The organism is Taklimakanibacter albus (genome assembly GCF_016595235.1).
GTDB lineage: Bacteria > Pseudomonadota > Alphaproteobacteria > Rhizobiales > Aestuariivirgaceae > Taklimakanibacter > Taklimakanibacter albus.
On sequence record NZ_JAENHL010000007.1, the window covers coordinates 2,205,370 to 2,230,168 of the forward strand.

Genomic DNA, 24,799 nt, shown 5'->3' on the forward strand with positions numbered 1-24,799 from the left:
CCTTACGGAAGCCCTACTTTGGACATCTCACCTGGATAGCTTGCCCACCCAATGAGCTCATCACTCTTGAAACTGCGCCCGATACTGGCGGCCCTGGCGGCTTTTGCCGCCTTGACGCCGACTGCCTGGGCGCAGACGGCGGATGATCTCAACACCCTGGAGCAGCAGCTCGACGCCTCCAAGAGTCTCCAGCAGCAGATCGCCGCCGAAAGAGAGGCGATCGTCCAGGAACAGGCGGCGCTGTCGCAGAAGCTGATCGCGCTCGCCGAAAAGATCCAGTCGCGCGAGGCCGCCATCCTCGCCGCCGAGGAGCGCCTGCAGGAACTCGATGCCGAACAATTGAAGATCCACACCGGCCTCGCCGCAAGGCGCGAGGAAATCTCCCGGCTGCTCGCCGGCCTCCAGCGCATCGAACGCAATCCGCCGCCGCCTCTGGTTGTCGAGCCGACCGACGTCCTGTCCGCTCTGCGCAGCGCCATGATGTTCGGGACGATCGTTCCGGAGCTGCGCCAGGAGGCGGCCGCCCTTTCGGCCCAGCTGGCCCGGCTCGAAACCTTGCAGGCCCAGACCCTGAGCGAGCGCGAGAGCCTCAAGGACCATGTCACCCGGCTCCTGTCGTCGCGCCGCGAGATGACCGACCTCCAGGCCCGTAAGAAATCATTGCTCGCCGACACCAATGAACGGCTCAAGGCCGAGAAACAGCGCGCCCGCGAGCTGGCCGCGAAGGCCAAGGACATGAAGCAGCTCCTCGCCACCCTGGAGGAGGAGCGGCTCAAGGCCGAGGCCGCCGAAAAGGCCAGGGCCGAGGCGGAAGCCAAGACGGCGGCTGAGGTCAAGGCCAAGGCAGAGGCCCAGGCCCGCATCGACGCCGCCAAGAAGCTCCAGCCGCGCATGGCCTTCGCCGACATCAAGGCGAGCCTGCAATATCCGGCCCAGGGCCAGATCCTCAAAGTCTATGGCGCGAATGACGGCTTCGGCGGAACCACGCGAGGAATATTCGTCGCCACCCGGGCCGACGCCCAGGTCATCACCCCGACCGACGGCCATGTGGAATTTGCCGGTCCCTTCCGCTCCTATGGCCAACTCTTGATCTTGAACACCGGCGGCGGCTATCATGTTCTGCTCGCAGGCTTGGGTGAGATTACGGCCGAGCAGGGACAGTTTCTGCGAGCCGGAGAGCCTGTAGGAATAATGGGAAAAAGCGCCGCACCGGGGACGCTGACGGGTGACCAGCTGCAAGACGGCCGGCCCGTACTATATATAGAATTCCGGAAGAACGGCGAGGCGATCGATTCATCACCCTGGTGGATCGGCGGTTTCGCGCAAGCCCGAGGATGAGGCCTGAAATGAAGATGAAATCAGTTGGTTTGGTTCTGGCAGGCGCTGTCTCGGCGACGGTACTGTGGCAGGCATTCAGTGGCGCCATCGCGGCGTCCAACTCCGACACCTACAAACAGCTCAATCTGTTTGGTGACGTGTTCGACCGTGTGCGCTCCGACTATGTCGAGCCGCCGGATGAGGAGAAGATGATCGAGGCCGCCATCGACGGCATGCTCACCTCCCTCGACCCGCATTCGAGCTACATGAACGCCAAGCGTTTCCAGGAAATGCAGGTGCAGACCAAGGGCGAGTTCGGCGGCCTCGGCATCGAGGTCACGATGGAGAACGGCCTGGTCAAGGTGGTGGCGCCGATCGACGACACGCCGGCGGCCAAGGCCGGCGTCATGGCCAACGACCTCATCATCAAGCTCGACGGCGCCGAAGTGCAGGGGCTTTCCCTCAATGAGGCGGTCGACAAGATGCGCGGCAAGGTGAACACGCCGATCACCCTGACGGTCGCCCGCCAGGGTGCCAAGGAGCCGCTCGAATTCAAGCTGGTGCGCGACATCATCCGCGTGAAATCGGTGAAGTTCGAGGTCGAGGGTCCGCAGAAGGACGTCGGCTATATCCGCATCTCCTCATTTACCGAGCAGACGCAGGAAGGCCTCGATCAGGCAATCACCCAGCTGCGCAAGGACGCCGGCGACAAGCTCAAGGGCTACATCATCGACATGCGTAACAATCCGGGCGGCCTGCTCGACCAGGCGATCTCGGTGTCGGATACGTTCCTCGATCGCGGCGAGATCGTCTCGACACGCGGCCGCAATGCCGACGAGACGCAGCGCTTCAACGCCCAGAAGGGTGACGGCTCCGACGGCAAGCCGGTGGTCGTCCTGATCAATGGCGGCTCCGCCTCGGCCTCCGAAATCGTCGCGGGCGCGCTGCAGGATCACAAGCGCGCCACCGTCATCGGCACGCGCTCTTTCGGCAAGGGTTCGGTGCAGACCATCATTCCGCTCGGCAGCCAGGGCGCGCTCCGCCTGACGACAGCGCGTTATTACACCCCGGCCGGCCGTTCCATCCAGGCCAAGGGCATCGATCCCGATACCGTGATCGAGCAGGACCTGCCGCCGGAGCTCCTCGGCAAGGACACCTCCACCAAGGGCGAGGCGAGCCTCAAGGGCCACCTCACCAATGAAGGCGGCGGCGACGAGGGCGGCGGATCTTCGGCCTATGTGCCGGAAGACAAGACCAAGGACCTGCAACTCAAGGCGGCGATCGACGTGCTGCATGGCGTGAAGGTAGCGAGCAACGCCAAGCCCAAGGAAGCCGCAAAGCCCAATCAGAAGACGGGCGGCGCGGACGACGAGACCAACGCCAACTGAGGTTAGGCTTAAGCCCAAGAATTCAAGACGCGGCCGGAAACGGCCGCGTTTTTTGTTGGCCATTGTAGCGCCCGCGCAACTTCGCTATTGTGCCGGTACTAACACTATCCCGGGGGAATAATCTCTTATGTTTGGACGGCTTTCCGGCCGGCTCGCGGTTGCGAGCCTCGCCACGGTTCTTTTGTTGCAACCCCAGAGCGCCTTTGCCGACTACAAGAAGGTCGGTCCCGACAAACGTTCTGCGGCCCAGATCGCCGAGGACGAATGCTCTGCGCAGGCCCAAGGGTCGGGCAAAGTAATTGCCGGCACGATCATCGCCGGTGTCATCGGCATGATGGTTGCCCGCGACAGCTATATCAAGGACTGCATGAAGGCCCGGGGCTTCGAACGGGTCGCGCGTAAGAAGGTGGACAAAACCAAGAAGTCGGCCAAGGCGGATACGCGCAACAACTTCTTCGACGGCAATAAAAAGACCAAGCGCGACGGCAAGCGGAACTGACCCCACCCGCCGATTAATCATTAAGGGAGCAACTAGCCGGGTTCAGGGCGGATGTCCTTGACTCGCCGCGGCGATCTTTCCAGCATTGGCGAACCATATCCCTGCACGGAGCGCTCCATGAAACTCTCCGATATTCGTCTTGCTTTGGCCATGACGTTGCTTCCGGCCTGTTTGTCCCTGACCACCCCGGCCATCGCCCATGACGACGTGGGTGCCGCCATCGCCGGCGGCATCATCGGCCTGGCGGCCGGCGCGGCGCTGTCGAGCCATCATCACCACGACAAGACCATCTACTATCCGAGCTATGCGCCGCCCTATCCTGCCGGCGGCTACAATCCCTATTTCAATCAATCCTTCTCGCCCAGTCCGGGCGTCGTCTGCTATCCGGCGCAGCGTGCCTGCTATCACCTCGACGGTGATTTCGCCGGCGGCTGGACCGCCCGCACCTTCGGCTATTGAGGAGACGGCACATGACCCGCAAGACCAACATGCTCGCCGCGTCGGCCTTCAGCGTCCTGACGGCAACGGCCGCGCTGTCCCAACAGCCTGACGACAACCGGCTCGATGAAGCCTGGCGCGATGCGCTCGAGGATTTCGAAGGGGTCGTGACGCCGCAACAGCAGGCTCAGCTCAATCTGCTCGCCTATCAGGCGGCGGTGGCGCGTGTCTGCGACGGCTTCAAGCTCCATCTCGACAAATACGCCAAGGGCGTGAACGACATCATCCTGTCGAACGCCGACAAGCTCGACGACCAGCAGAAGCTCGCCCGCCACACCAACATCCTGCTCACGCTGGGGACGACCTATGGTCTTTTCCTGGCCGAGGGCAATGCCAAGAAGGAGAGCTTTTGCAAGACGGCGGCCGACGACAAGAAGGATACCGGTTTCGTCAACGTCTGGGAGTAAGCCCTCTCCCGGCGCCGGCCTGCCTGAAATTCCCGTTGTAATTCAACAGGTAAACCCGAAATTAACCCTTCCGGGCGCAGCATGGCCGGGAGGGAGACGATTCGGCCATGCGGCGAAACGAACTGCGGCAGCCTTTGCGCCGGCGCGGAGCTTGGGAAAAGCTCTGGGCCAAGCGGCCGTCCGCTCTGTCGGCAGCTTCGGTTTCGGCCGCCCTCCTCCTCACCGCCGCCGCCCTTGGCCTCGCCCGCATCCCCCATCCCTATGCCGGTGAACCGGTGGTGATGGTCAAGATTCCCCCCGTCGTTGAGCTGGCGACGGCCTCGACCGACAAGGCGCCGAAACCCGAAGCGGCGGAGTCCGCCGAGGCGGAGCCGGCCGAAGCCCCTCCTGAAGACGATGATCGCCGGAAGGTCGAGATTCTGGAAGCGCAGCCGCAGGAAACGGTGGAGACCGAAGCGGCGATCATCGTTTCGCCCCGCCGCAGCCTGAAGCCAGCCCCCTTCGCCGAAGTGAGCGAAGACGGACCCTACGGCCCCTTGCCGCGCATCGGCAACGGCAACCGCAAGCCGCAGAATGTCTATGCGCGGCCGGTTTCCGCCAGCATCATTCATTCCGACATGCCGAAAGTGGCGATCGTCCTCGGCGGCATGGGCCTCAATGCGGAATTGACCCAGAAGGCGGTCAAGACCCTGCCCGGCGAGGTGACCTTCGCCTTCGCGCCCTATGGCGAGGATCTGCAGGCGCAAGTGAACCGGGCCCGCGCCCAAGGCCATGAGATCCTGCTGCAGCTGCCACTCGAGCCCTTCGGCTATCCGGCCGCCAATCCCGGCCCCAAGACATTGATGGCCGGGGGAAAGGCCGAAGCCAATCTCGACGCGCTCACCTGGCATATGGGTCGTTTCGCCGGCTATTCCGGCATCACCAATTACATGGGCGCGCGGTTCCTCACCGAGGTCCAGGCGCTCCGGCCGGTCTTCGCCGAGATGAAGAAACGCGGCCTGGTCTTCCTCGATGACGGCACGGCGGGCCGCAGCATGTCATCTCAGATCGGCCAGATCGTCGGCCTGCCGGTGCGCAATGGCATGAAGGTGATCGACGCCGATCCGACCGAGCAGGGCATCGATCAGGCATTGACCGAGCTCGAGACCGAGGCCCGCGAGAAAGGCTTCGCGATCGGTACCGGAACCGGCCTCGACGTCACCATCGATGCCGTCGATCAATGGGCGCGCTCGCTCGCCGAAAAGGGCATATTGCTGGTTCCCGTCAGCGCCGCCTATCGCGGCCGCGCGAGCTAGGCGGAATCTAGTCTTAGCGCGACAGCGCTATGTGCCGGGCACGAGGTTCCTGATATAAGGCCGCTCGCACCGACAGGAATTCCGCCTTCATGAACAAGAAATTTTCCGACCTGCCCTACCGTCCCTGTGTGGGCGTCATGCTGATCAATCGCCAAGGCCTCGTCTGGATCGGCCGGCGCGCCGACAAGCCCAATGACGAAGGTTCCGGCCAGTGGTGGCAGATGCCGCAAGGCGGCATCGACAAGGGCGAGGATCCGCGCGAAGCCGCGTTGCGCGAATTGCAGGAGGAAACCTCAGTCACTTCGGCGGAAGTGCTCGCCGAGTCGCCTCAATGGTACAATTACGATTTGCCGGAACATCTCATCGGCAAATCCTGGAACGGCAAATATCGCGGCCAGACGCAAAAGTGGTTCGCCTTGCGCTTCACCGGCAAGGACAGTGAGATCGATCTCAGTCCGCCCGGCCATAAGCAGGAATTCGACAAATGGCGCTGGGCCGGCATGGACGATATCCAGGACCAGATCGTGCCCTTCAAGCGTGAGGTCTATGTCCAGGTGATCGCCGCTTTCCGCCATCTCGGCGCGTGAGCGGGCCTCTATCATGTTCAAGCACGTAATTTTCGATTGTGACGGCGTACTGGTGGACAGCGAGCCGCTGTCGATGGAAGTCGATCGCGACATCCTGGCCGAGAACGGCATCGCCATGACGACCGAAGAGGTCGGCGCACAATTCATCGGCCTTACTTTCGAGGACTTCGTGCGGAAGATCGAAAGCGATTACCGCATCAGGCTGCCGGCCGATGTGACCGAAGACAAGAACCGCCGCCTGCTCGCGCTTTATGAGCGCAAGCTCACGGCCGCGCCCGGCATCCACGACATACTGAGCGCGATGGCGCTGCCGACAAGCGTCGCCTCCAACAGCCCGCGCCACCGCGTCGAGGCGGCCTTCCGCATCGCGCGCCTCACGCCTTTCTTCGGCAGCCGCATCACCACCTTCGAGGATGTCGCGCAAGGCAAGCCGGCGCCCGACGTCTATGTCGAGGCGGCACGGCGCGCCGGTTATGAGCCCGAGGCCTGTCTCGCCATCGAGGACAGCAAAGCGGGCGTGACCTCGGCCGTGGCTGCCGGCTGCGCCGTCATCGGCTTCACCGGGCTCGCCCATGACGGCAACATCCTCGGTGAGGCACTTCTGCGCCTCGGGGCTAGGAAAGTTATCTCCGATCATGCCGATTTGCCTGCGGCAATTGCTTCTACTTTAAGTCTTTGACTTTCCGGCCCCTGTGTCCCATATGAAGCCTGCTCGTTGCACAACAACGGATGCGTGAAGTGGCGCCTAAGCGCCCCGTCCGGCTTTTGCGAGCATCTCCAAACATTCCTGTCACGCGGAAGGTTTCAGCGCCGCGCCCAGGGTCTGCGCCTCATCGCGTATGCCCGTATCGGACAGGTCGGTGCTGCTCATCCGTTCCGATTTGAAAGCAGTATTTTGACTCATTTCAAAGACCTCGGCCTTGACGCTGCGCTCCTCAAAGCGCTGGAGCAGCAGGGCTATCAGACCCCTACCCCAATTCAGTCGGCGTCCATTCCCGAACTCCTGAAGGGCAGCGACCTGCTCGGCATTGCCCAGACCGGCACCGGCAAGACCGCGGCTTTCGCGCTGCCGATCCTCGATCGTCTGTCGAAGCTGAAGGGCCGTCCCGACCGCGGCACCTGCCGCGCCCTCATCCTCTCGCCGACGCGCGAGCTCGCCGCCCAGATCGGCGAGAGCTTCCGCACTTATGGCAAGTTTCTCCGTCTGACGCAGGCGACCGTTTTCGGCGGCGTCTCGATCAACAACCAGATTCGTACCGTCGGCAATGGCGTCGATATCCTGATCGCCACGCCCGGACGGCTTGTCGATCTCATCGATCGTCGTGTGCTGAGCCTCTCCAAGATCGAGGTCTTCGTTCTCGATGAAGTCGATCAGATGCTCGATCTGGGCTTCATCCATGCGATCCGCAAGATCACCGGCCTGCTTCCGGCTAAGCGCCAGAACCTGTTCTTCTCGGCGACCATGCCGAAGGAAATCGCCGGCCTTGCCGCGGCTCTCCTCAGAGATCCGGTGCGTGTCGAGATCACGCCGGTGGCGACCACTGCCGAGCGCGTCACGCAGAGCATCATCCATGTCGAGACCCGCAACAAGCTCAACCTGCTGCTCGATCTCCTCAAGAACAACGCCATGCCGCGCACGCTGGTCTTTACCCGCACCAAGCACGGCGCCGACAAGGTGGTGAAGGGGCTGGTCAAGGAGCGCGTCGAAGCGGCGGCGATCCACGGCAACAAGTCGCAGAGCCAGCGCGAGCGCGCGCTTGCCGGCTTCAAGAGCAGCAAGCTGCGCGTGCTGGTGGCAACCGACATCGCCGCACGTGGTATCGACGTCGATGGCGTGTCGCATGTGGTGAATTACGACCTGCCTTTCGTGCCGGATTCCTATGTGCACCGCATCGGTCGCACCGCGCGCGCCGGCGCCTCGGGCGAAGCGGTGGCCTTCTGTGATCCGGAAGAGCGTCCGTTGCTGCGCGACATCGAGCGCACCATCCGCCAGAAGGTGCCGGTCACCCAGCATGCGCTGAGCATCGCCACACCGGAGGGTAATGAGCGCTCGGGGGCTCCGCAGGGCCATCACCGGCCGCAGCAGAACCAGCCGTCCTGGCGCAAGAAGCCCGGCCAGCGCCCGCAAGGCAATGGCAAGTGGCGTCCCAAGCAGCGTCAAGGCGGCGGTGGCGGCGGCCAGTCCCGCTAACCCTTTGAGAAGCCTGGATTTCTGATACCTTGTCTAATGTCCATATTTGGACTATATTCAAATACAGACAAGGACGAGAACGATGGCTTCACTTCAACGCCGACGCCAGAAAGGCCTCGAAGAAACTTCGCGGCCTTATCTGGCTTTGGATCTCGAGCGTTTCGCACCAGCCAATCGCCGGCGCCTCAGCGCGCCGGCTTTGCGCAGCTTCCTCGCCATAGCCGATCTGTGGGGCCTCAACGAGGAAGAGCGCCGGCTCGTGCTCGGTTATCCGTCGCGCTCCACCTATCACCATTGGGCCAAGCTCGCGCGTGAGCACCACGACATCACCCTCGATGTCGATGTGCTCATGCGCCTGTCGGCCGTCTTCGGCATCCACCAGGCGCTGGGGGTTCTCCACGCCCATGAGCACGACGCCGTGGCCTGGCTGCGCAATCCCCATGACGGCATCGTCTTCGGCGGCAAGCCGCCGCTCACTTTGATCACCAGCGGCGCGCAGGACGGTATCCTGCTGGTGCGCCGGTTCCTCGATGCCGCGCGCGGCGGCCAGTATATGGAGCCGAACCGCATCGATGCCGGCTTCACGCCCTATTCGCAAACGGACATCGTGCTGACGTGAGCCATGCGCATGCGCCGGCCTTTCATCCGTCCTATCGGCTGATTCCCTCACGTTTTCCGCCGATCGGCCTTTTCGACACGGTCACGACCGCCGCCGATCTCGACGCGGTGATGGAGCTCGCCGGCTGGACCAATGACCGCCTCGTCGCCGAGCGCGTCGCGCGCCTGCCACAGACCGAATGGATCTTCGGCCGCGCCAATTCGAGCATCGTGATGGCGGCTTTCCTGCATGCCGCGCCAACCGGCGCGCGCTTCAATGGCCGCGATCTCGGCGCCTGGTATGCCTCGGCCGATATCAAGACGGCGGCGGCGGAAGTCGGCCATCATCTGCGCCGCGAGGCGGTAGCGCGTCGCATCCCCACTCTGTCACGCACCTTCAGGGCTTATTCGGCGCGTCTCGATGGCACCTATGTCGATATCAGAGGCCGGCAATCCGTGCTGCCGGAACTCTATGCGCCGGACGCCTACCAGGCCTCGCAAGCCTTCGGCGAAAATCTGCGCAAGAACGGCGAGACCGGACTCCTCTATGACAGCGTGCGCTTCACCGGCGGCCTCAACGCCGCCGTCTTCCGCCCGACCGCCATCCTGGATGTGACCCAGGCCGATCATTTCGAGATTTCGGTCGCGGCCGAAGCAAAGCGTATCGAGGTCAGGAAGCTCACGGCGTCGTAAGCCGGCTGGGATAACCCGCAAGCCGGTCGTCAATCCGCATGCCCATCGAATTCCAGAAGATGAGCGTTACAGGCCCGACGAGATTCTCATACGGAATATACCCGATTCCATTCGGCTCGCCGAAGCGACTATCCAGCGAATTGTCGCGATTGTCGCCGAGCATGAAATAGTGACCTTCGGGGACGACATACTCTTCCGTATTGTCGACCGAACCATTCTGCGTCGCGTTGTTGATGACATAGGATCGCCCGTTCGGCAGCGTCTCACGGAAGAAATTGCACCTTTCCCCCTCGATGCAGGGAATGTCCTGAACGCGGGTCAGCGGCAACGCCTGGCCATTGAGATGGACTATCCCATCCTTCATCTGGATCCGATCTCCGGGAATGCCGATCAACCGCTTGATGTAGTCGGTCTCATTGTCACGCGGCAGCTTGAAGACGACGATATCGCCCCGCCTGGGCTCACTGGCCCAGATGCGACCGGGAAAATTCATGAAGCCACCCGAGTAGGACAAGCGGCTATAGCCATAAGCAGCCTTCGACACGAGGAAATAGTCGCCGATCACGATGCTCGGCACCATGCTGAGCGACGGCGCATTGTAAGATTGGTAGAGGCATTCACGCACGAGGAACGGAAGGAGCCAGCTGACGGCGAGTGGTAGAATGATCGCAGCATACCAGCGCGAGAACCAGGGTCGACTGAGCGCCGTCGCACGGATCATCAACCCATGGACAAGACCGATGATGTTGAACGGGATGCTGAAGAGCACGGCGGCCATGCCGAAGTCGGTCCATGCCGGCGGCGTAATGAGACCGTTTGCGACCGCGAATAGGAGCGCGACGCCAAGCAAGAGCCCGGCGAGAAAATACACAAGCGCCAGACGGCCGCGGCCAAGCCACAGCATGAGAACGACAGGTCCCAGGATGAGGCCGAGCAACCAGATCGAGAACCTGCCGCGCGGTGCAGCGTCTTCCATGTCATCCCCCCAAAAGAAAGGCCCGCGCGAGGCGGGCCTGTTCCTTCATCTTGTGATCGTCATCACAGCGCGCTTTGCAGCGCCTGCAGATGATCGAGATTCTCTTGGGCGCGGCGGCGCGTTTCATCGTCCTGCGCGTCCGACACGTCTTCCTGCGCGTCCTTGACTTCCTGCGCCAGACGCTCGGCATTGAGCTCAGCGACAGGCACCGCGACTTCCGCCAGAACCGTGAGACCTTGCGGATTCACTTCGGCGAAGCCGCCGCGCACGAAGATGCGCTCCTTCGCGCCACCTTCCTTGGTGACGGTGACGACACCCGGACGCAGCGTGGACAGCACCGGCGCGTGGCCCGGCAGGATGCCCATATCGCCCTCGGTGCCCGGAATGTCGACTTCCGCGACATCGCCCGAGAACAGCAAACGTTCCGGAGAGACGAGTTCGAAGTGAAGGGCCATGGTGATCAGGCCGCCTCAGCCAGGCGCTTGCCCTTTTCGACCGCTTCTTCGATCGTGCCAACCATGTAGAAGGCCGGCTCAGGCAGGTAGTCATACTGGCCTTCGCAGAGGCCCTTAAAGCCCTTGATCGTGTCTTCGAGCTTGACCTGCACGCCCGGTGAGCCGGTGAACACGGCGGCGACGTCGAAGGGCTGCGACAGGAAGCGCTCGATCTTGCGGGCGCGGGCGACGGTGAGCTTGTCCTCTTCCGAGAGCTCGTCCATGCCGAGAATGGCGATGATGTCCTGCAGCGCCTTGTAGCGCTGAAGGATGACCTGCACGCGGCGCGCCGTCTGATAGTGCTCGTCACCGATGACGCGCGGATCGAGCATGCGCGACGTCGAGTCGAGCGGGTCGACCGCCGGATAGATGCCCTTTTCGGCGATGGCGCGCGACAGCACGGTGGTCGCGTCCAAGTGGGCGAAGGAGGTGGCCGGCGCCGGGTCGGTCAAGTCGTCGGCCGGCACGTAAATGGCCTGCACCGAGGTGATCGAGCCCTTGGTCGTGGTGGTGATGCGCTCCTGGAGAGCACCCATGTCGGTGGCGAGCGTCGGCTGATAGCCCACCGCCGAGGGGATGCGGCCCAGAAGAGCCGAAACTTCCGAACCCGCTTGCGTGAAGCGGAAGATGTTATCGACGAAGAACAGCACGTCCTGGCCCTGGTCGCGGAAATGCTCGGCGACGGTGAGACCGGTGAGGCCGACGCGGGCGCGCGCGCCCGGCGGCTCGTTCATCTGGCCGTACACCAGGGCGCATTTCGAGCCCTTGCCGCCGCCCTTCTGGTTCACGCCCGATTCGATGAATTCGTGATAGAGGTCGTTGCCCTCGCGGGTACGCTCGCCGACGCCGGCGAACACCGAGAAGCCGCCATGGGTCTTGGCGATGTTGTTGATGAGTTCCTGAATGAGCACCGTCTTGCCCACGCCGGCGCCGCCGAACAGGCCAATCTTGCCGCCCTTCGCGTAAGGCGCGAGGAGGTCGACGACCTTGATGCCGGTGACGAGGATCTGCGCTTCCGTCGACTGCTCGACGAATTCAGGCGCCGGCTGATGGATGGCGCGCGTGGCGGTGCTGGTGATCGGGCCTTCCTCGTCGACCGGCTCGCCGACGACGTTCATGATGCGGCCGAGCGTTTCATCGCCCACCGGGATGGTGATCGGCGCGCCGAGATCGGTGACCTCCTGGCCACGCACCAGGCCTTCGGTCGAGTCCATGGCGATGGTGCGCACGGTGTTTTCGCCGAGATGCTGGGCGACCTCGAGGACGAGACGGACATCGCCGTTCATGGTCTCGAGCGCGTTCAGGATTTGCGGCAGATGCCCGTCGAACTGCACGTCGACGACGGCGCCTGTCACCTGACGGATGCGGCCCACCGACTTGCCGGAGGTGTTTGCGGGTTTCTTCGCCATAACGGTCTTCCTTCTCTCGGTTCCGGTCTAGAGCGCTTCCGCGCCCGAAATGATTTCGATAAGTTCCTTGGTGATCTGCGCCTGGCGCTGCCGGTTGTAGCGGATCGACAGCTTGTTGATCATGTCGCCGGCGTTGCGCGTGGCGCTGTCCATGGCGCTCATGCGCGCTCCCTGTTCGGAAGCCGCGTTTTCGAGCAGCGCGCGGAAAATCTGCACCGCGATATTGCGCGGCAGAAGATCGGCCAGGATTTCACCTTCATCCGGCTCGCTGTCATAGATGGCGCCGCCGAGATCGGGGGTCTTGCCGCCCTTGACGCTGGCCGGAATGAGCTGCAGCGCCGTCGGCTTCTGCGAGATCACCGACTTGAACTCGGCGAAGAACAGCGTGCAGACGTCGAACTGGCCGTCTTCGAACAGCTTCAGCACCTTCTGCGCGATGGCTTGGGCATGGCTGAAGGCCAAGGTGCGCGCCGCGCGCAGGTCCACCGTGTCGATGATGAAGCGGCCATAGAGCCGCTTCAGGATGTCATTGCCTTTCTTGCCGACGGTGATGATCTTCACCGTCTTGCCTTGCGCCATCAGGCGGTCGGCATGCTCGCGCGCCAGCCTGGCGATCGAGGAGTTGAAGCCGCCGCACAGACCACGCTCGGCTGTGCACACGACGAGCAGATGCGTCTGGTCCTTGCCGTTGCCGGCGAGGAGCTGCGGCGCGTCATCGCGGCCTTCCATCGAAGACGAGAGATTGGCCAGCACCGTCGCCATGCGCTCCGAATAGGGGCGCGCGGCGAGGGCCGATTCCTGGGCGCGGCGCAGTTTCGCCGCCGCCACCATCTGCATCGCCTTGGTGATCTTCCGCGTCGATTTTACCGACGTGATGCGATTTCTGAGGTCTTTTAGACTTGGCATCGTCCTGCCTTCAGCTGGTTGCCTCGTTCAGGATGATCAAGCGAACGACTTGGCGAAGCCCGCCACGACGTTCTTGAGCTTTTCGCCGACCGTGTTGGAGATTTCCTTCTCGGTGCGGATCGCATCGAGAATGTCGGCATGGCTCTCGCGGACGAGACGCAGCAGGCCGTCCTCGAAGTCGCGTACCTTGTTGACCGGCAGCGCGTCGAGATAGCCGTTCACGCCGGCATAGATCACGACCACCTGCTCTTCGGTCTTGAGCGGCGAGAATTGCGGCTGCTTGAGGAGTTCGGTGAGGCGGGCGCCGCGGTTGAGCAGGCGCTGCGTGGCGGCGTCGAGATCCGAGCCGAACTGCGCGAAGGCGGCCATTTCACGATACTGGGCGAGCTCGCCCTTGATCTTGCCGGCAACCTGCTTCATCGCCTTGATCTGCGCCGAGGAGCCGACGCGCGACACCGAAAGACCGACGTTCACCGCCGGACGGATGCCCTGATAGAAGAGATCCGTTTCAAGGAAGATCTGGCCGTCGGTGATCGAGATCACGTTGGTCGGGATATAGGCCGACACGTCGTTGGCCTGCGTCTCGATGATCGGAAGGGCGGTCAGCGAACCGGAGCCCTGGCTGTCATTGAGCTTGGCGGCGCGCTCGAGGAGGCGCGAATGGAGATAGAACACGTCGCCCGGATAGGCTTCGCGGCCGGGCGGACGGCGCAGCAGCAGCGACATCTGGCGGTAGGCGACGGCCTGCTTGGAGAGATCGTCATAGGCGATCACGGCATGCATGCCGTTGTCGCGGAAATATTCACCCATCGTGCAGCCGGTGAACGGTGCCAGATACTGCAGCGGCGCCGGGTCGGACGCGGTGGCGGCAATGATGATCGAATATTCGAGCGCGCCATTGTCTTCCAGAATCTTGACGAACTGGGCGACGGTCGAGCGCTTCTGGCCGCAAGCCACATAGACGCAGTAGAGCTTTTCCTTATCCGGACCGGCGATATGGATCGGCTTCTGGTTGAGGATGGTGTCGAGAACGATCGCGGTTTTGCCGGTCTGGCGGTCACCGATGATCAGCTCGCGCTGGCCGCGGCCGATCGGGATCAGCGCGTCGACGGCCTTGAGGCCGGTCGACATCGGCTCATGCACCGACTTGCGCGGGATGATGCCGGGCGCCTTGACGTCGACGCGGCGGCGTTCGGTTGATTTGATCGGGCCTTTGCCGTCGATCGGATTGCCGAGCGCGTCGACCACGCGGCCGAGCAGTTCACGGCCGACCGGGACTTCCACGATGGCGCCGGTGCGCTTGACGGTGTCGCCTTCCTTGATGTCGCGGTCGGAACCGAAAATAACGATACCGACATTGTCGACTTCGAGGTTGAGGGCCATGCCGCGGATCCCGTTCGGGAACTCGACCATTTCGCCGGCCTGGACATTGTCGAGGCCGTAGACGCGGGCAATACCGTCACCGACGGAGAGCACCTGGCCGATCTCGGACACTTCGGCTTCCTTGCCGAAGTCCTTGATCTGCTGCTTGAGAATTGCGGAAATTTCGGCGGCGCGGATATCCATATCAGCCGGTCCCCTTCATCGCGATCTTGAGGTTTTGAAGTTTGGTCTTGAGCGAGTTGTCCACCATGCGCGAGCCGACCTTGACGATAAGGCCGCCCAGAATGGACGAATCAACCCGGGTGGAGAGTTGCACGTCGCGCCCCACGCTCGCCTTGATGGCAGCCTTGAGGTCGTCGAGATGTTTCGGTGAGAGCGTGTCGGCCGAGATGACCTCGGCGCTGATCTCGCCCTTCGACTGGGCCACCAGCGCGCGGTAGGCCTTGATCATGTCGGAGAGGACGAAGAGCCGGCGGTTCTGCGCCGCCAGCTTGATGAAATTAAGAGCGAGGCTCTTGATGCCGGCCTTTTCGCAGATCGCCTGAAGGGCGGAAATCTGATCCTCGGCGGAGAAGACCGGCGAGCGGACGAGCCGGCTCAGGTCTTCGGATTCGTCCAGGAGCGCCTGGAAGTTCGACAGATCGGCGCCGACCTGGTCGACCGCCTGGTCTTCCCGCGCCAGTTCAAAAAGGGCGGTCGCATAACGTCCCGGGACGCCTGATACCGTCTGATCACTTTGAGCCACGACAACTCCCCGCCGAACCCGCGTTCTCCGAACCCTTGGCAGCGGTCCGGAAAGCTTGAATTTATTGGATAATCGTACTTGAGAAAGCACGTGCGGCGTAGGTTCCGCCTTAAGCCGCGGGCGTGGGTTATCACATGGGAATTGGACTCGCAACAAGGAAGGCACGGCGGATTGCCGCAAGCGCAAAGGGCGCACGGCTTTCTCTTGCGCGTAAAATGCAAAGAGCCCCCCGGAGGACCGGCGGGCTCTTGCGAAACTTTGAAGTGAGTCGTTTAGCGGCTCACGCTATCCCGCGCGATACGCGGAATGTCGGAGCGCATGATGCCGAGGTCGGCAAGCTCACGGTCGGTGAGCAGGTCGAGCTCACGCTTGGTGGTGTTGTAGCGGTTCCAGCGCTTGAAACCATCAGTGAAGAAGTTGAACATGGTCTTTCCCCTATGGATTGACGGGTTGGGTTGGTTGCTTTTGACGAGTTGATATATGGTGCGACGCACCATTTTGTGCAATGCAAAATTTACATAGCTGACTCGCCCCGCAGCTTCACAAAACCTTAACAATCGTCGCATCTAACTATTTGAATTCACTATGTCTCTTTCGTGACGCATATAATCACGATCAAATTCATAGACTTAAGCCTTTTCAAAGGGCTTTTTTGCCTCGATTTTCCCAAATTCATGCACCGCAGCATGCCCTTTTCGGAGGGGCTGTTGTCGGCGCCGGTCTCTTCCGGCATATGCTCCGGCCGACTTTGCGGGGAGGAATAGAATGACCGTCGCCATCTTCGGCTCCATCAATATGGATGTGATCGCCTATCTCGATCGCCTGCCGAAGCCGGGCGAGACCCTGCATGGCTCTGGTTACAAGATGGGTCTGGGCGGCAAGGGCGCCAATCAGGCGGTGGCGGCCCGCAAGCTCGGTTCCGAGGTGCGTTTCATCGGCCGCACCGGCGCCGATTCCTTCGGCGATGCGGCACGCGCCGAGCTCACATCATATGACGTCGACCTTACCCATATCCGCCGTGACGAGGGCTCCGCCACCGGCATCGCCATCATCAAGGTCGGCGAAGGCGGGCAGAACATGATCACGGTGATCGCCGGCGCCAATGGCGCGGTCGATCAGAGCGACGCCCAAGCCGCCAAGGCCGATCTCGAGCAGGCGCGCGTCCTGCTGCTGCAACTGGAAGTGCCGCTCAAAGGCGCTCTCGCCGCCGCCAAGATCGTGCGCGGCAAGGGCGGCACGGTGATTCTCGATCCGGCCCCGGCGCCCAAGGAACCTTTCTCGGCCGACATCATCGCCGCGGTCGACGTCGTCACTCCCAATGAAAGCGAAACCGCCGGGCTCCTCGGCTGGCAGCCGGCAACGCCTGATGACGCCCTGCGCGCCGCGCGCGAGCTCAAGTCCAAAGGCTTCCGCACCGCGCTGGTGAAGCTCGGCGCCAAGGGCGTCGCCTTCTCGGGCCCCACTGAGGAAGGCTTCGTGCCGCCTTTCAAGGTGACCGCCATTGACACGGTGGCGGCCGGCGACAGTTTCAATGGCGGCCTTGCGGTCGCCCTCGATGAAGGCAAGTCGCTCGCCGAGGCCGTGCGTTTCGCCGCTGCCTCAGGCGCTCTGTCGACGACCAAGAAAGGCGCCTCCGCCGCCGCCCCGACGCGCGCCGAGATCGACGCTTTCCTCGCCGCACAATAACCCACGGAGAACCGTTGCATTGCGGGGGCACTGCCCATCCGTTAAAGTCCGCCGCCAAGAGAAAATTTTGCGACCGAGGGAGATTACGATGTCACGCTTTGCGCTGTCCCGCCGTTCCGCTCTGGCCCTGATGGGCGGGGCCGCCGCCTTTGGCGCCACGAGCCGCCTCGCTCACGCCGCCGGCGAGATCAAGGTCCTCAACTGGCAGGGCTACGGCACCGACGAGAAATGGGCGCTCGAGATGTTCGAGAAGAAGACCGGCATCAAGGTCGTCCATGACTATTTCAACTCTGAGCAGGAGATGCTGACCAAGCTGCGCACCAGCCCGGGCGTCTATGACGTGGTGCTGATGAACAACATCTATGTCATGGAAGCCGCCCATGAAGGCCTGATCCAGGCGCTCGACACGGCGAAATTCTCCAACTTCAACGATCTGACGCCGGCCTTGCGCGACAGCGATCGCTTCGTGATGGGCGGCAAACATTTCGCCATCGCCTGGGTCTGGGGCCTCACCTCCTTCGCCTACAACACCCAGAAGATCACGGCCAAACCCGACAGCATGAATGCGCTGTGGGATCCGGCCCATGCCGGCAAGGTCGGCTGGCGCGATGACGCGCTCGAATCGATCCAGATCGCGGCACTCGCCACCGGCCAGGACATGAATGCGCCGGCCGACATCGAGAAGATCAAGGAGAAGTTGAAAAGCCTCAAGAGCCAGATCAAGACCTTCTGGTCGTCCGAGGACGAGTGGAACAAATATATGGCGGCGGGCGATTACGACATCGCTGTCTACTGGTCAGGCTCGGCGGCACGCTCCAAGAAGGCGATGAAGCTCCCGGTCGAATTCGTGGTGCCGAAGGAAGGCGCCATCGGCTGGTTCGACGGCCTTACGATTGCCAACAACGCGCCCAATGCCGAAGGCGCGGCCGCCTTCATCAACTTCATGGTCGATCCCGAATTCTACGTGAAATGGGACAATGACATCGGAGCACCCGCCTCCTCCAACGCCAAGGCCAATGCGCAACTCCCCGAAGACGCGCTCAACCGCGTCGTGCTGGGCGATCCCGAAGTGGTGAAGCGCGTCCAGTGGATGGCGCCGATCACGGATGAGCAGAAGCAGAAGAACCAGGAACTCTGGGACGAGGTGAAGACGAGCTTTGCCCTTTAGCGCTTCCCGCCTTTTCATGCTTCTCCCGCGCATCGCGTGGGAGAAGGCCTGATGGCCGTCTCCCGCCAGACCCGCACCGTTTTCGCGCTGACGGCGCCGGCTTATCTATGGCTCGCCGTCACGGTGATGCTGCCACTGGCGACGATGTTCTATTTCAGCTTCCTCACCGCCTCGCCGCTCGGCGGCAAGGAAGTCAGCTTCACGCTGAAGCATTATACGGATTTCTTCACCAAGCAGATTTACTGGTACAATGCCTGGCGCTCGATCGAGCTCGGCCTCTATGTGACGGCGCTCTGCCTGATCATCGGTTATCCCGCGGCCCTCGGCCTCGCCAAATATATCAAAGGCCGCTGGCGCGAGGCGATCTTCCTGCTCATCATCCTGCCTTTCTGGTCCAACGCGCTGGTGCGCACCTTCTCCTGGACCATGGTGCTGCGTGAGCCCTTCAATATTCTCTTCTCCTATCCGGCGATCGTCGTCGGCCTCGTCCACGCCTATCTGCCTTACGCGATCCTCACCTGCTACATCTCGCTGCAGGCGGTCGACGACTCGCTCATCGAGGCGGGCCGCAGCCTTGGCGCCACACCGGCCCAGGCCTTCCGCCGCATCACTTTGCCCTTGAGCATGCCCGGCATCCTGGCGGCGGTATTCCTCATCTTCGTGCCGGTGATCGGCTCGTTCATGGAGCCGCGTATCTTGGGCGGCAAGGACGCGATCATGCTGGGTCCGATCATCGAAGGCCAGTTCATCACCGCCTTCAACTGGCCCTTGGGTGCCGCTCTTTCCTTCACCATGCTCGGCATGGTGCTGATCATCCTTTTGATCGCCGCCCCCTTCCTCAAGAAGCAGATGGCGGTGGGCTGATGGAACGGACCGCCAAACTCTATCTGGGCGCCGTGCTCGTCTTTCTCTATCTGCCGATCGTGGTGATGATCGCCATGGCCTTCAACCGCTCGGCCCTCTACGAGATGCCTTTCACCTTCGATCTCGTCTGGTTCAAGGCGTTGGCGCAGAACGACCGGCTTTTGCAGGCGAGCTGGAACAGCATCTGGATCGCCTGCGTCAATGCGGCGATCGCGACCACGCTCGGAACCCTCGCCGCTTATGCCTTCGCGCGCTACGATTTCCGCGCCAAGCGGCTCTTGCAGATCCTGCTTTTCCCGCCGATCACCATCCCATGGCTCATCATCGGCACCTCGATGCTGATCTTCTTCTTCTGGACCGGCATCGGCCGCGGACTGCACGCCATCCTGCTCGGCCATGTGGCGCTGTCCTTGCCTTATGTGATCGTGGTGGTGAGTGCCCGCTTCGCCAATTTCGGGCCGCAGCTCGAAGAAGCCGCCGCGAGCCTCGGCGCCACACCCTGGCAGACCTTCTGGCGCATCACGGTTCCGGTCTTGCTGCCCGGCATCATCGCCGCGGGCCTCTTCGCCTTCGCCGTCTCCTTCGATCAGTTCGTCATCTCCTATTTCCTGGCGCCGCCCGGAACGTCGACTTTGCCCGTCGAAATCTATACGTCGATCCGCAAAGGTTTCACGCCCGAGATCAACGCCATCTCCTCGATCATCATTCTCTTCTCCATGGGGCTCATGCTGATCGTGGCGCGCAATTACAAATTCGGCGGAGACAATTGATGAGCCGCGTCGACATCCAGCATGTGACCAAACGCTACGGTACCTTCGCCGCGCTCGACAATGTCTCGATCACCTTCAATGACGGCGAGTTCTTCGGCCTGCTCGGCCCCTCGGGCTCGGGCAAAACCACCTTGCTGCGCTCGATCGCGGGTTTCATCATACCTGACGAAGGCACGATCTCCTTCGACGGCGAGCAGGTGGAATCCGTTCCAGTGCATCGCCGCGCCATCGGCATGGTGTTCCAGTCCTATGCGCTCTTTCCGCATCTGACCATCGCCGAGAATATCGGCTTCGGCCTCGATGTGAGGGGCGTGGCGCGCGAGGACATCAAGAAGCGCGCCGCCGAGATGCTGGCGATGGTCCGTCTTTCGGGCCTCGAAGGCCGTTATCCCCGGCAATTGTCGGGCGGCCAGCAGCAGCGCGTGGCGCTTGCCCGCGCGCTGATCACGCGCCCCAAGGTGCTGCTGCTCGACGAGCCGCTCGGCGCGCTCGACCGCCGGCTGCGCCAGGAAATGCAGGTCGAGCTCAAGGACATCCAGCGCGAGACGGGCATCACCGCCATCTTCGTTACCCACGACCAGGAAGAGGCGCTGACACTGTCCGACCGCATCGCCATCATCGACCAGGGCCGGCTGATCCAGGTCGATGCGCCGCAGACTGTCTATGAGCGGCCGGCCACCGTCTTCGCCGCGAACTTCCTGGGCGACGCCAATGTGTTCCGCGGCACGCCTGTCGCGGAAGGCCTGAAGCTCGCCGACGGCACGGTCATCGCGACGCTCAAACCCTCGACGGGCGCGGCTATCGTGCGGCCGGAGAAATTGCGCGTCGCAGGCGGACACAAGAAGGCGCAAGGCAACAGTATCGAAGGCGAGATCATCCAGGCGATCTATTCCGGCGCCAGTGTGACCTATCGCATCCGTACCAAGGTACTGGGTGATACGCCGCTCCTCGCCTTCATCCAGAACCAGACCGGCGAGGTGCTCGCGACGGGCGCCCTTGTCACGGCAAGCTGGGACCCAGAGCAGACCATTCCGGTGGACGCATGAGCGACACTCTCGAAACGCGCAACGCCATTACGGGACTTCGTTTCGGCGCCATCGGCAAGCGCGCCGTCCATGTCTGCATCGACATGCAGCGGCTGTTCGCCGAAGAGACCGAATGGGCCGCCCCCGTCGTCCATGCGATCGAGCCGACGGTGCGCCGCATCGTCGCCCACGCGCCGCATCTCACCCTTTTCACCCGGTTCCTGACGCCTGAGCATGTCGAGGACGCCAAGGGCCAGTGGCAGATCTATTACCGCCACTGGAAAAGCGTGCTGGCCAGCAATATCGATCACGACCTGCTCGATCTCCTGCCGCCCTTGCGTCCCTTCGTGCCGCCGGCGCGTGTCATCGACAAATATGTGCATTCGGCTTTCGAGGCTCAGGCCTTCCAGGACGCGCTCGATGAATTGAGCGCCGACACGATCATCTTCACCGGCGTCGAGACCGATGTCTGCGTGCTCGCCACCGCCTTGACCGCGGTCGATCGCGGCTATCGCACCATCCTCGTCTCCGACGCCATCGCCAGCTCCAATAAAGCGAGCCATGCGGCCGCGCTCGACGGCATCTATCCGCGCTTCGACCAGCAGGTCGAGCTCATCGACACCGACACTTTGCTGAAAGCCTGGTCGCCATGACGGTTCCGAATTATCTGCGCACGCCCAATATCCCGACGCACCGCGCCTGGAACAGCTGGGCCGCCGACCGTTATCTCGAAATGTCGCATCTGCCGCTCGGCGTGAAGATCACCCCGGTCTTCTATGCCGCGAGCATCGGCAAGACGACGCTGATGGGGCCGGGCTCGGAGATCAAGCTCGGCCGGCACGAGCCGGATGGCAGTCTCATCGAGGCGTCCTTCGCCCATGGCGGCACCCATCTCGACTGGACTTGCACCAAACCATCGCCCTTCGAGATCACCGGCGCCTGGAAGACCGCGAAATTCGGCGAATGGGGCCTGCGCTACTGGGTCGTGCTGGCCTTGAGCCAGAATGATGGCGCGCTCTGGCATTATGATGAAACGGCCCGCACCGCTTATTGCACCATCGGGCCGCGCACCGTGGCGATCAAGGCGAAACATGCACCACTTCTGGTGACCGCGCATGAGAGCCTCGACGCCTTGCGCACCGAATATGAGACCAACGGCTATTGGTATCTGGCCTCGCGCGGTGAAAGTGCCAAGGTCCTGGCGCTGCGCTTCAATCTCGAGGAAGCACCTGAGAATGATTTCGCGGTGACGATTGCCGACCGCAAGGAGAAGGCCTTTGCCCGCCTCGCCAAGCCACTGCCGGCCACCACCGCGCCCTCGCGCGGGCCGGCGCTCGACGCCATGGCCGACATCATGGGCTGGAACACCATCTGGGACAGCGTCAATCACCGTCCTTACATCACCTGCTCGCGCAACTGGGATCTGAAGAAGTTCGGCGGCTTCGGCTTCTGGCTCAACGACACGGCGATCAATGCTTTCATCGTCGCTCAGTTCGATCCCGATCAGGCGCGCGAGAATCTGGCGATGCTGCTGTCGGCAGCGACGCCGCAAGGCAACCTGCCCTGCATCATGACCGGCAACGACGCCTGGGTCGACCGCACCCAGACGCCGCTCATCTCCTTCATCGTCTGGCAGATCTATCTGCGCACCGGCAACCGCCTGTTCATCGACATGGCCTATCAGACGCTGGCGCGGAACAACGAATGGATCCGCGACGTTCGCGACGGCAACGGCAACGGGCTCCTCGAATTCGGATCTTCCGATGTCGGACAGGGCCTCTACAAAGGCACCAAGCTCGCCGCCAAGGACGAGTCCTTCATGGACAACTCGCCGATCCATGACGAGGCGCGCTGGAACGAAGAGAGCCGTACCCTCGACAGCGAAGATGTCGGCCTCAATTGTCTCGTCTGCCTCGATTGCGAGATGCTCGCCCATATGGCGCGCGCGCTCGGCCTCAGCGACGAAGCCAAACGGCACGATGCCCATGCCGGGACGATGCGCAGGAAGATCGGTAAGCATTTCTGGGACGACAGGCGCAAGATATTCGCCAACCGCCTGTGGTCCGGCGCCTTCGTGAAAAGCGTCGCGCCGACGAGCTTCTATCCCTTGCTGTGCGGCGCTGCCTCGCAGGAGCAGACGAAACATCTGCTGAAAGCTCTGGACGACCCGAAGAAGTTCGGCGGCGCCTTCGGCCTGCCTTCGGTGTCGCGTGACGATCCCGCGGTGAACGACAATGTCTATTGGCGCGGCCGCATCTGGCCGATCCTCAACTGGCTGGTGTGGAACGGCCTCGAACGCGCCGGCGAATTTGAAGCGGCCGACCGGCTCGTCGAGAAGAGCTGGAAGCTTTTCACCAAGAGCTGGGACGAAGGGCGCCTGTCGCCCGAAAACTACCATCCCGTGTCCGGCGAGGGTCTCGATCAGCCCGACACCGATCCTTTCTATTCCTGGTCGGCGCTCTTACCTTTCATGCAGCATGCCCGGACGATGAGCTTCCTGCCCTGGCAAGGCTGGCAACTGCGCAATGAAGGCAAGGATTTCGCGATCGGCCCGGTCATGAGCCCATTGGGTTCTGTGACGATCACGCGCAAAGGCAAGACCCTCACGGTCAGGCGGGGTGAAGACATCGTTTTTTCGACCGATAAGCAGGGCCGGGTGGCGGGACCGATCACGAGCGTGTGAGCCGGGACGGCGGTCAGGCCGCCTTTAAAGCGACGGGTTTTAGGTTTCCCCTCGTCTTATCCACGGGCCCAATATCCGCTATTCTAGAATTCTATGAAGAAAACGCTGGTTTCTCTGTTTGTTCTCGCTTTGCTGGCTGGCGCCGGCTACACCGCCCAGCGCGCCGGCTGGGTGGAGCCTATCGTGTCGGCCGCCACCGGCAAGCTGAAGGCGGCCGCGCCACAGCCGGCCGCGGAGAAGCGCCAGGCGCGGCCCGCCAATGCCTCCCCCGTCGAAGTGGTCGCGGCCGCCGCCAAGACGCTGAGCGACGACATCACCGCGGTGGGCTCGCTGCTCTCCGATGAATCGGTGCAGATCGCCGCCGAGACCAATGGCCGGGTGGCCGAGATCGCCTTCACCGAGGGCCAGTCCGTCGCGGCCGGCGCCGTGCTCATCAAGCTCGATGACAAGCTCATCGCCGCCCAGCTCGAGGACGCCAAAGCGCGTCTGACGCTCGCCCAGTCGACTTACGACCGCGCCGCCACCTTGCGCAAATCGGGCACCGCCTCGCAGACCACGCTCGACACCGCGCAGTCGGAGTTGCTGGTCCAGCAGGCGGCCTACGACCTGATCAGTACCCAGCAGGAGAAGCTGTCGATCAAGGCGCCGTTTCCGGGTGAGCTCGGCTTCCGCTCCATTTCACTCGGCGCCTATGTCACCGCCGGCACGCCGCTCGTCAATCTGGAGAAGATCGACCAGCTCAAGGTGAATTTCAGCGTGCCCGAATTCTATCTGAGCAAGCTCGCGGCCGGACAGAAGATCGACATCACGGCCGACGCCCTGCCCGGCGTCCGCTTCGAAGGCACGATCTACGCCATCGACCCCGCGATCGACGTCAATGGCCGCGCTGTCCGCGTCAAGGCGACGCTCGCCAATCAGGACGGCAAACTGCGCCCCGGTCTTCTCGCCCGCATCACGGTGAAGGGCCAGCCGCGCACCGCGGTCACCATCCCTGAAAGCGCGCTGGTGTCGCGCGGCGAGGATTTCCTCGTCTTCAAGACCGACAATGGCAAGGCGAAGGAGACGAAGGTTCTGGCCGGCCGGCGCGAGAATGGCTTCGTCGAGATTCTCGACGGGATCGAGGTCGGCCAGCAGGTGGTGATCGCCGGACAGTCGCGCCTGCGCGACGGCTCCGATGTCGAGATCGTCCCGCCGGCGACCGCCGCCGTCGAGGGCTGA

General features: G+C 62.7%; 26 protein-coding genes. 19 read left to right on the forward strand and 7 right to left on the reverse strand.

The genetic code is table 11. The features are described from left to right. The first annotated feature begins 66 nt into the window (after positions 1–66). The 11 genes from JHL16_RS21955 to JHL16_RS22005 all read left to right on the forward strand — a co-directional run bounded on the left by JHL16_RS21955 (position 67) and on the right by JHL16_RS22005 (position 9,472). Positions 67–1,338 (forward strand): murein hydrolase activator EnvC family protein, encoded by a 1,272-nt coding sequence (locus tag JHL16_RS21955; protein ID WP_200186947.1) that lies wholly within the window; start codon positions 67–69, stop codon positions 1,336–1,338. 14 nt (positions 1,339–1,352) lie between these two features. After that, a complete protein-coding gene (locus JHL16_RS21960) occupies positions 1,353–2,705 on the forward strand; it encodes a S41 family peptidase (protein ID WP_200187227.1) in 1,353 nt (450 codons plus the stop codon). Positions 2,706–2,832: 127 nt separating this feature from the next. Further along, a complete protein-coding gene (locus JHL16_RS21965) occupies positions 2,833–3,204 on the forward strand; it encodes a hypothetical protein (protein WP_200186948.1) in 372 nt (123 codons plus the stop codon). 117 nt (positions 3,205–3,321) lie between these two features. Continuing rightward, entirely contained in the window at positions 3,322–3,663 is a 342-nt protein-coding gene (locus JHL16_RS21970) for a hypothetical protein (protein ID WP_200186949.1), read from the forward strand. A gap of 11 nt (positions 3,664–3,674) precedes the next feature. After that, on the forward strand, positions 3,675–4,109 hold the full coding sequence (locus JHL16_RS21975) for a hypothetical protein (RefSeq protein ID WP_200186950.1): 435 nt from the start codon (positions 3,675–3,677) through the stop codon (positions 4,107–4,109). Positions 4,110–4,216: 107 nt separating this feature from the next. Continuing rightward, positions 4,217–5,404, forward strand: a complete 1,188-nt coding sequence (locus tag JHL16_RS21980) for a divergent polysaccharide deacetylase family protein (RefSeq protein WP_200186951.1) — start codon at positions 4,217–4,219, stop codon at positions 5,402–5,404. Between the two features lie 89 nt (positions 5,405–5,493). Next, positions 5,494–5,991: an RNA pyrophosphohydrolase gene (locus tag JHL16_RS21985; RefSeq protein WP_200186952.1), complete on the forward strand. Its 498-nt coding sequence runs from the start codon at positions 5,494–5,496 to the stop codon at positions 5,989–5,991. A 13-nt stretch (positions 5,992–6,004) separates the two neighbouring features. Continuing rightward, a complete protein-coding gene (locus JHL16_RS21990) occupies positions 6,005–6,670 on the forward strand; it encodes an HAD family hydrolase (protein ID WP_200186953.1) in 666 nt (221 codons plus the stop codon). A 216-nt stretch (positions 6,671–6,886) separates the two neighbouring features. After that, a complete protein-coding gene (locus JHL16_RS21995; protein WP_200186954.1) occupies positions 6,887–8,182 on the forward strand; it encodes a DEAD/DEAH box helicase in 1,296 nt (431 codons plus the stop codon). An 82-nt stretch (positions 8,183–8,264) separates the two neighbouring features. Next, complete coding sequence (locus JHL16_RS22000; protein ID WP_200186955.1) at positions 8,265–8,801, forward strand: MbcA/ParS/Xre antitoxin family protein; 537 nt, start codon at positions 8,265–8,267, stop codon at positions 8,799–8,801. After that, entirely contained in the window at positions 8,798–9,472 is a 675-nt protein-coding gene (locus tag JHL16_RS22005) for an RES domain-containing protein (protein ID WP_200186956.1), read from the forward strand. Before JHL16_RS22000 ends, JHL16_RS22005 begins: the two co-directional genes overlap by 4 nt. On the opposite strand, the gene lepB is transcribed toward JHL16_RS22005, so the two are convergent. The 7 genes from lepB to JHL16_RS22040 all read right to left on the reverse strand — a co-directional run bounded on the left by lepB (position 9,459) and on the right by JHL16_RS22040 (position 15,810). After that, positions 9,459–10,448, reverse strand: coding sequence for a signal peptidase I (gene lepB, locus JHL16_RS22010; RefSeq protein ID WP_200186957.1), 990 nt, complete (start codon positions 10,446–10,448; stop codon positions 9,459–9,461). The two genes, JHL16_RS22005 and lepB, sit on opposite strands and share 14 nt — an antisense overlap. Positions 10,449–10,510: 62 nt before the next feature. Beyond that, entirely contained in the window at positions 10,511–10,903 is a 393-nt protein-coding gene (locus JHL16_RS22015; RefSeq protein ID WP_200186958.1) for a F0F1 ATP synthase subunit epsilon, read from the reverse strand. Positions 10,904–10,908: 5 nt separating this feature from the next. After that, positions 10,909–12,351 carry a F0F1 ATP synthase subunit beta gene (gene atpD / locus JHL16_RS22020; protein WP_137857112.1) on the reverse strand — a complete coding sequence of 481 codons (1,443 nt, stop codon included), beginning with the start codon at positions 12,349–12,351 and terminating at the stop codon, positions 10,909–10,911. Positions 12,352–12,378: 27 nt separating this feature from the next. Then, positions 12,379–13,257, reverse strand: coding sequence for a F0F1 ATP synthase subunit gamma (locus JHL16_RS22025; RefSeq protein ID WP_137857113.1), 879 nt, complete (start codon positions 13,255–13,257; stop codon positions 12,379–12,381). A gap of 36 nt (positions 13,258–13,293) precedes the next feature. Then, positions 13,294–14,823: a F0F1 ATP synthase subunit alpha gene (atpA, locus tag JHL16_RS22030; RefSeq protein WP_137857114.1), complete on the reverse strand. Its 1,530-nt coding sequence runs from the start codon at positions 14,821–14,823 to the stop codon at positions 13,294–13,296. Position 14,824: 1 nt separating this feature from the next. Further along, positions 14,825–15,385 carry a F0F1 ATP synthase subunit delta gene (locus JHL16_RS22035; RefSeq protein WP_200186959.1) on the reverse strand — a complete coding sequence of 187 codons (561 nt, stop codon included), beginning with the start codon at positions 15,383–15,385 and terminating at the stop codon, positions 14,825–14,827. 272 nt (positions 15,386–15,657) lie between these two features. Further along, on the reverse strand, positions 15,658–15,810 hold the full coding sequence (locus tag JHL16_RS22040; protein WP_137857116.1) for a DUF1127 domain-containing protein: 153 nt from the start codon (positions 15,808–15,810) through the stop codon (positions 15,658–15,660). Positions 15,811–16,150: 340 nt separating this feature from the next. On the opposite strand from JHL16_RS22040, the gene rbsK reads away from it, so the two are divergent. The 8 genes from rbsK to JHL16_RS22080 all read left to right on the forward strand — a co-directional run bounded on the left by rbsK (position 16,151) and on the right by JHL16_RS22080 (position 24,799). Further along, positions 16,151–17,071: a ribokinase gene (rbsK, locus tag JHL16_RS22045; protein WP_200186960.1), complete on the forward strand. Its 921-nt coding sequence runs from the start codon at positions 16,151–16,153 to the stop codon at positions 17,069–17,071. Between the two features lie 88 nt (positions 17,072–17,159). Further along, positions 17,160–18,239, forward strand: a complete 1,080-nt coding sequence (locus tag JHL16_RS22050; RefSeq protein WP_200186961.1) for an ABC transporter substrate-binding protein — start codon at positions 17,160–17,162, stop codon at positions 18,237–18,239. Positions 18,240–18,290: 51 nt separating this feature from the next. Further along, on the forward strand, positions 18,291–19,103 hold the full coding sequence (locus tag JHL16_RS22055; protein WP_200186962.1) for an ABC transporter permease: 813 nt from the start codon (positions 18,291–18,293) through the stop codon (positions 19,101–19,103). Continuing rightward, positions 19,103–19,873: an ABC transporter permease gene (locus JHL16_RS22060; RefSeq protein ID WP_200186963.1), complete on the forward strand. Its 771-nt coding sequence runs from the start codon at positions 19,103–19,105 to the stop codon at positions 19,871–19,873. The genes JHL16_RS22055 and JHL16_RS22060 overlap by 1 nt, the downstream gene beginning before the upstream one ends. Then, the gene (locus tag JHL16_RS22065; protein ID WP_200186964.1) at positions 19,873–20,919 is read left to right on the forward strand and encodes an ABC transporter ATP-binding protein; all 1,047 of its coding nucleotides are present in this window, start codon (positions 19,873–19,875) and stop codon (positions 20,917–20,919) included. Before JHL16_RS22060 ends, JHL16_RS22065 begins: the two co-directional genes overlap by 1 nt. Then, positions 20,916–21,551 carry a cysteine hydrolase family protein gene (locus JHL16_RS22070; protein ID WP_200186965.1) on the forward strand — a complete coding sequence of 212 codons (636 nt, stop codon included), beginning with the start codon at positions 20,916–20,918 and terminating at the stop codon, positions 21,549–21,551. The genes JHL16_RS22065 and JHL16_RS22070 overlap by 4 nt, the downstream gene beginning before the upstream one ends. Next, the gene (locus JHL16_RS22075; RefSeq protein WP_200186966.1) at positions 21,548–23,581 is read left to right on the forward strand and encodes an amylo-alpha-1,6-glucosidase; all 2,034 of its coding nucleotides are present in this window, start codon (positions 21,548–21,550) and stop codon (positions 23,579–23,581) included. The genes JHL16_RS22070 and JHL16_RS22075 overlap by 4 nt, the downstream gene beginning before the upstream one ends. 93 nt (positions 23,582–23,674) lie before the next feature. Then, a complete protein-coding gene (locus tag JHL16_RS22080; RefSeq protein WP_200186967.1) occupies positions 23,675–24,799 on the forward strand; it encodes an efflux RND transporter periplasmic adaptor subunit in 1,125 nt (374 codons plus the stop codon).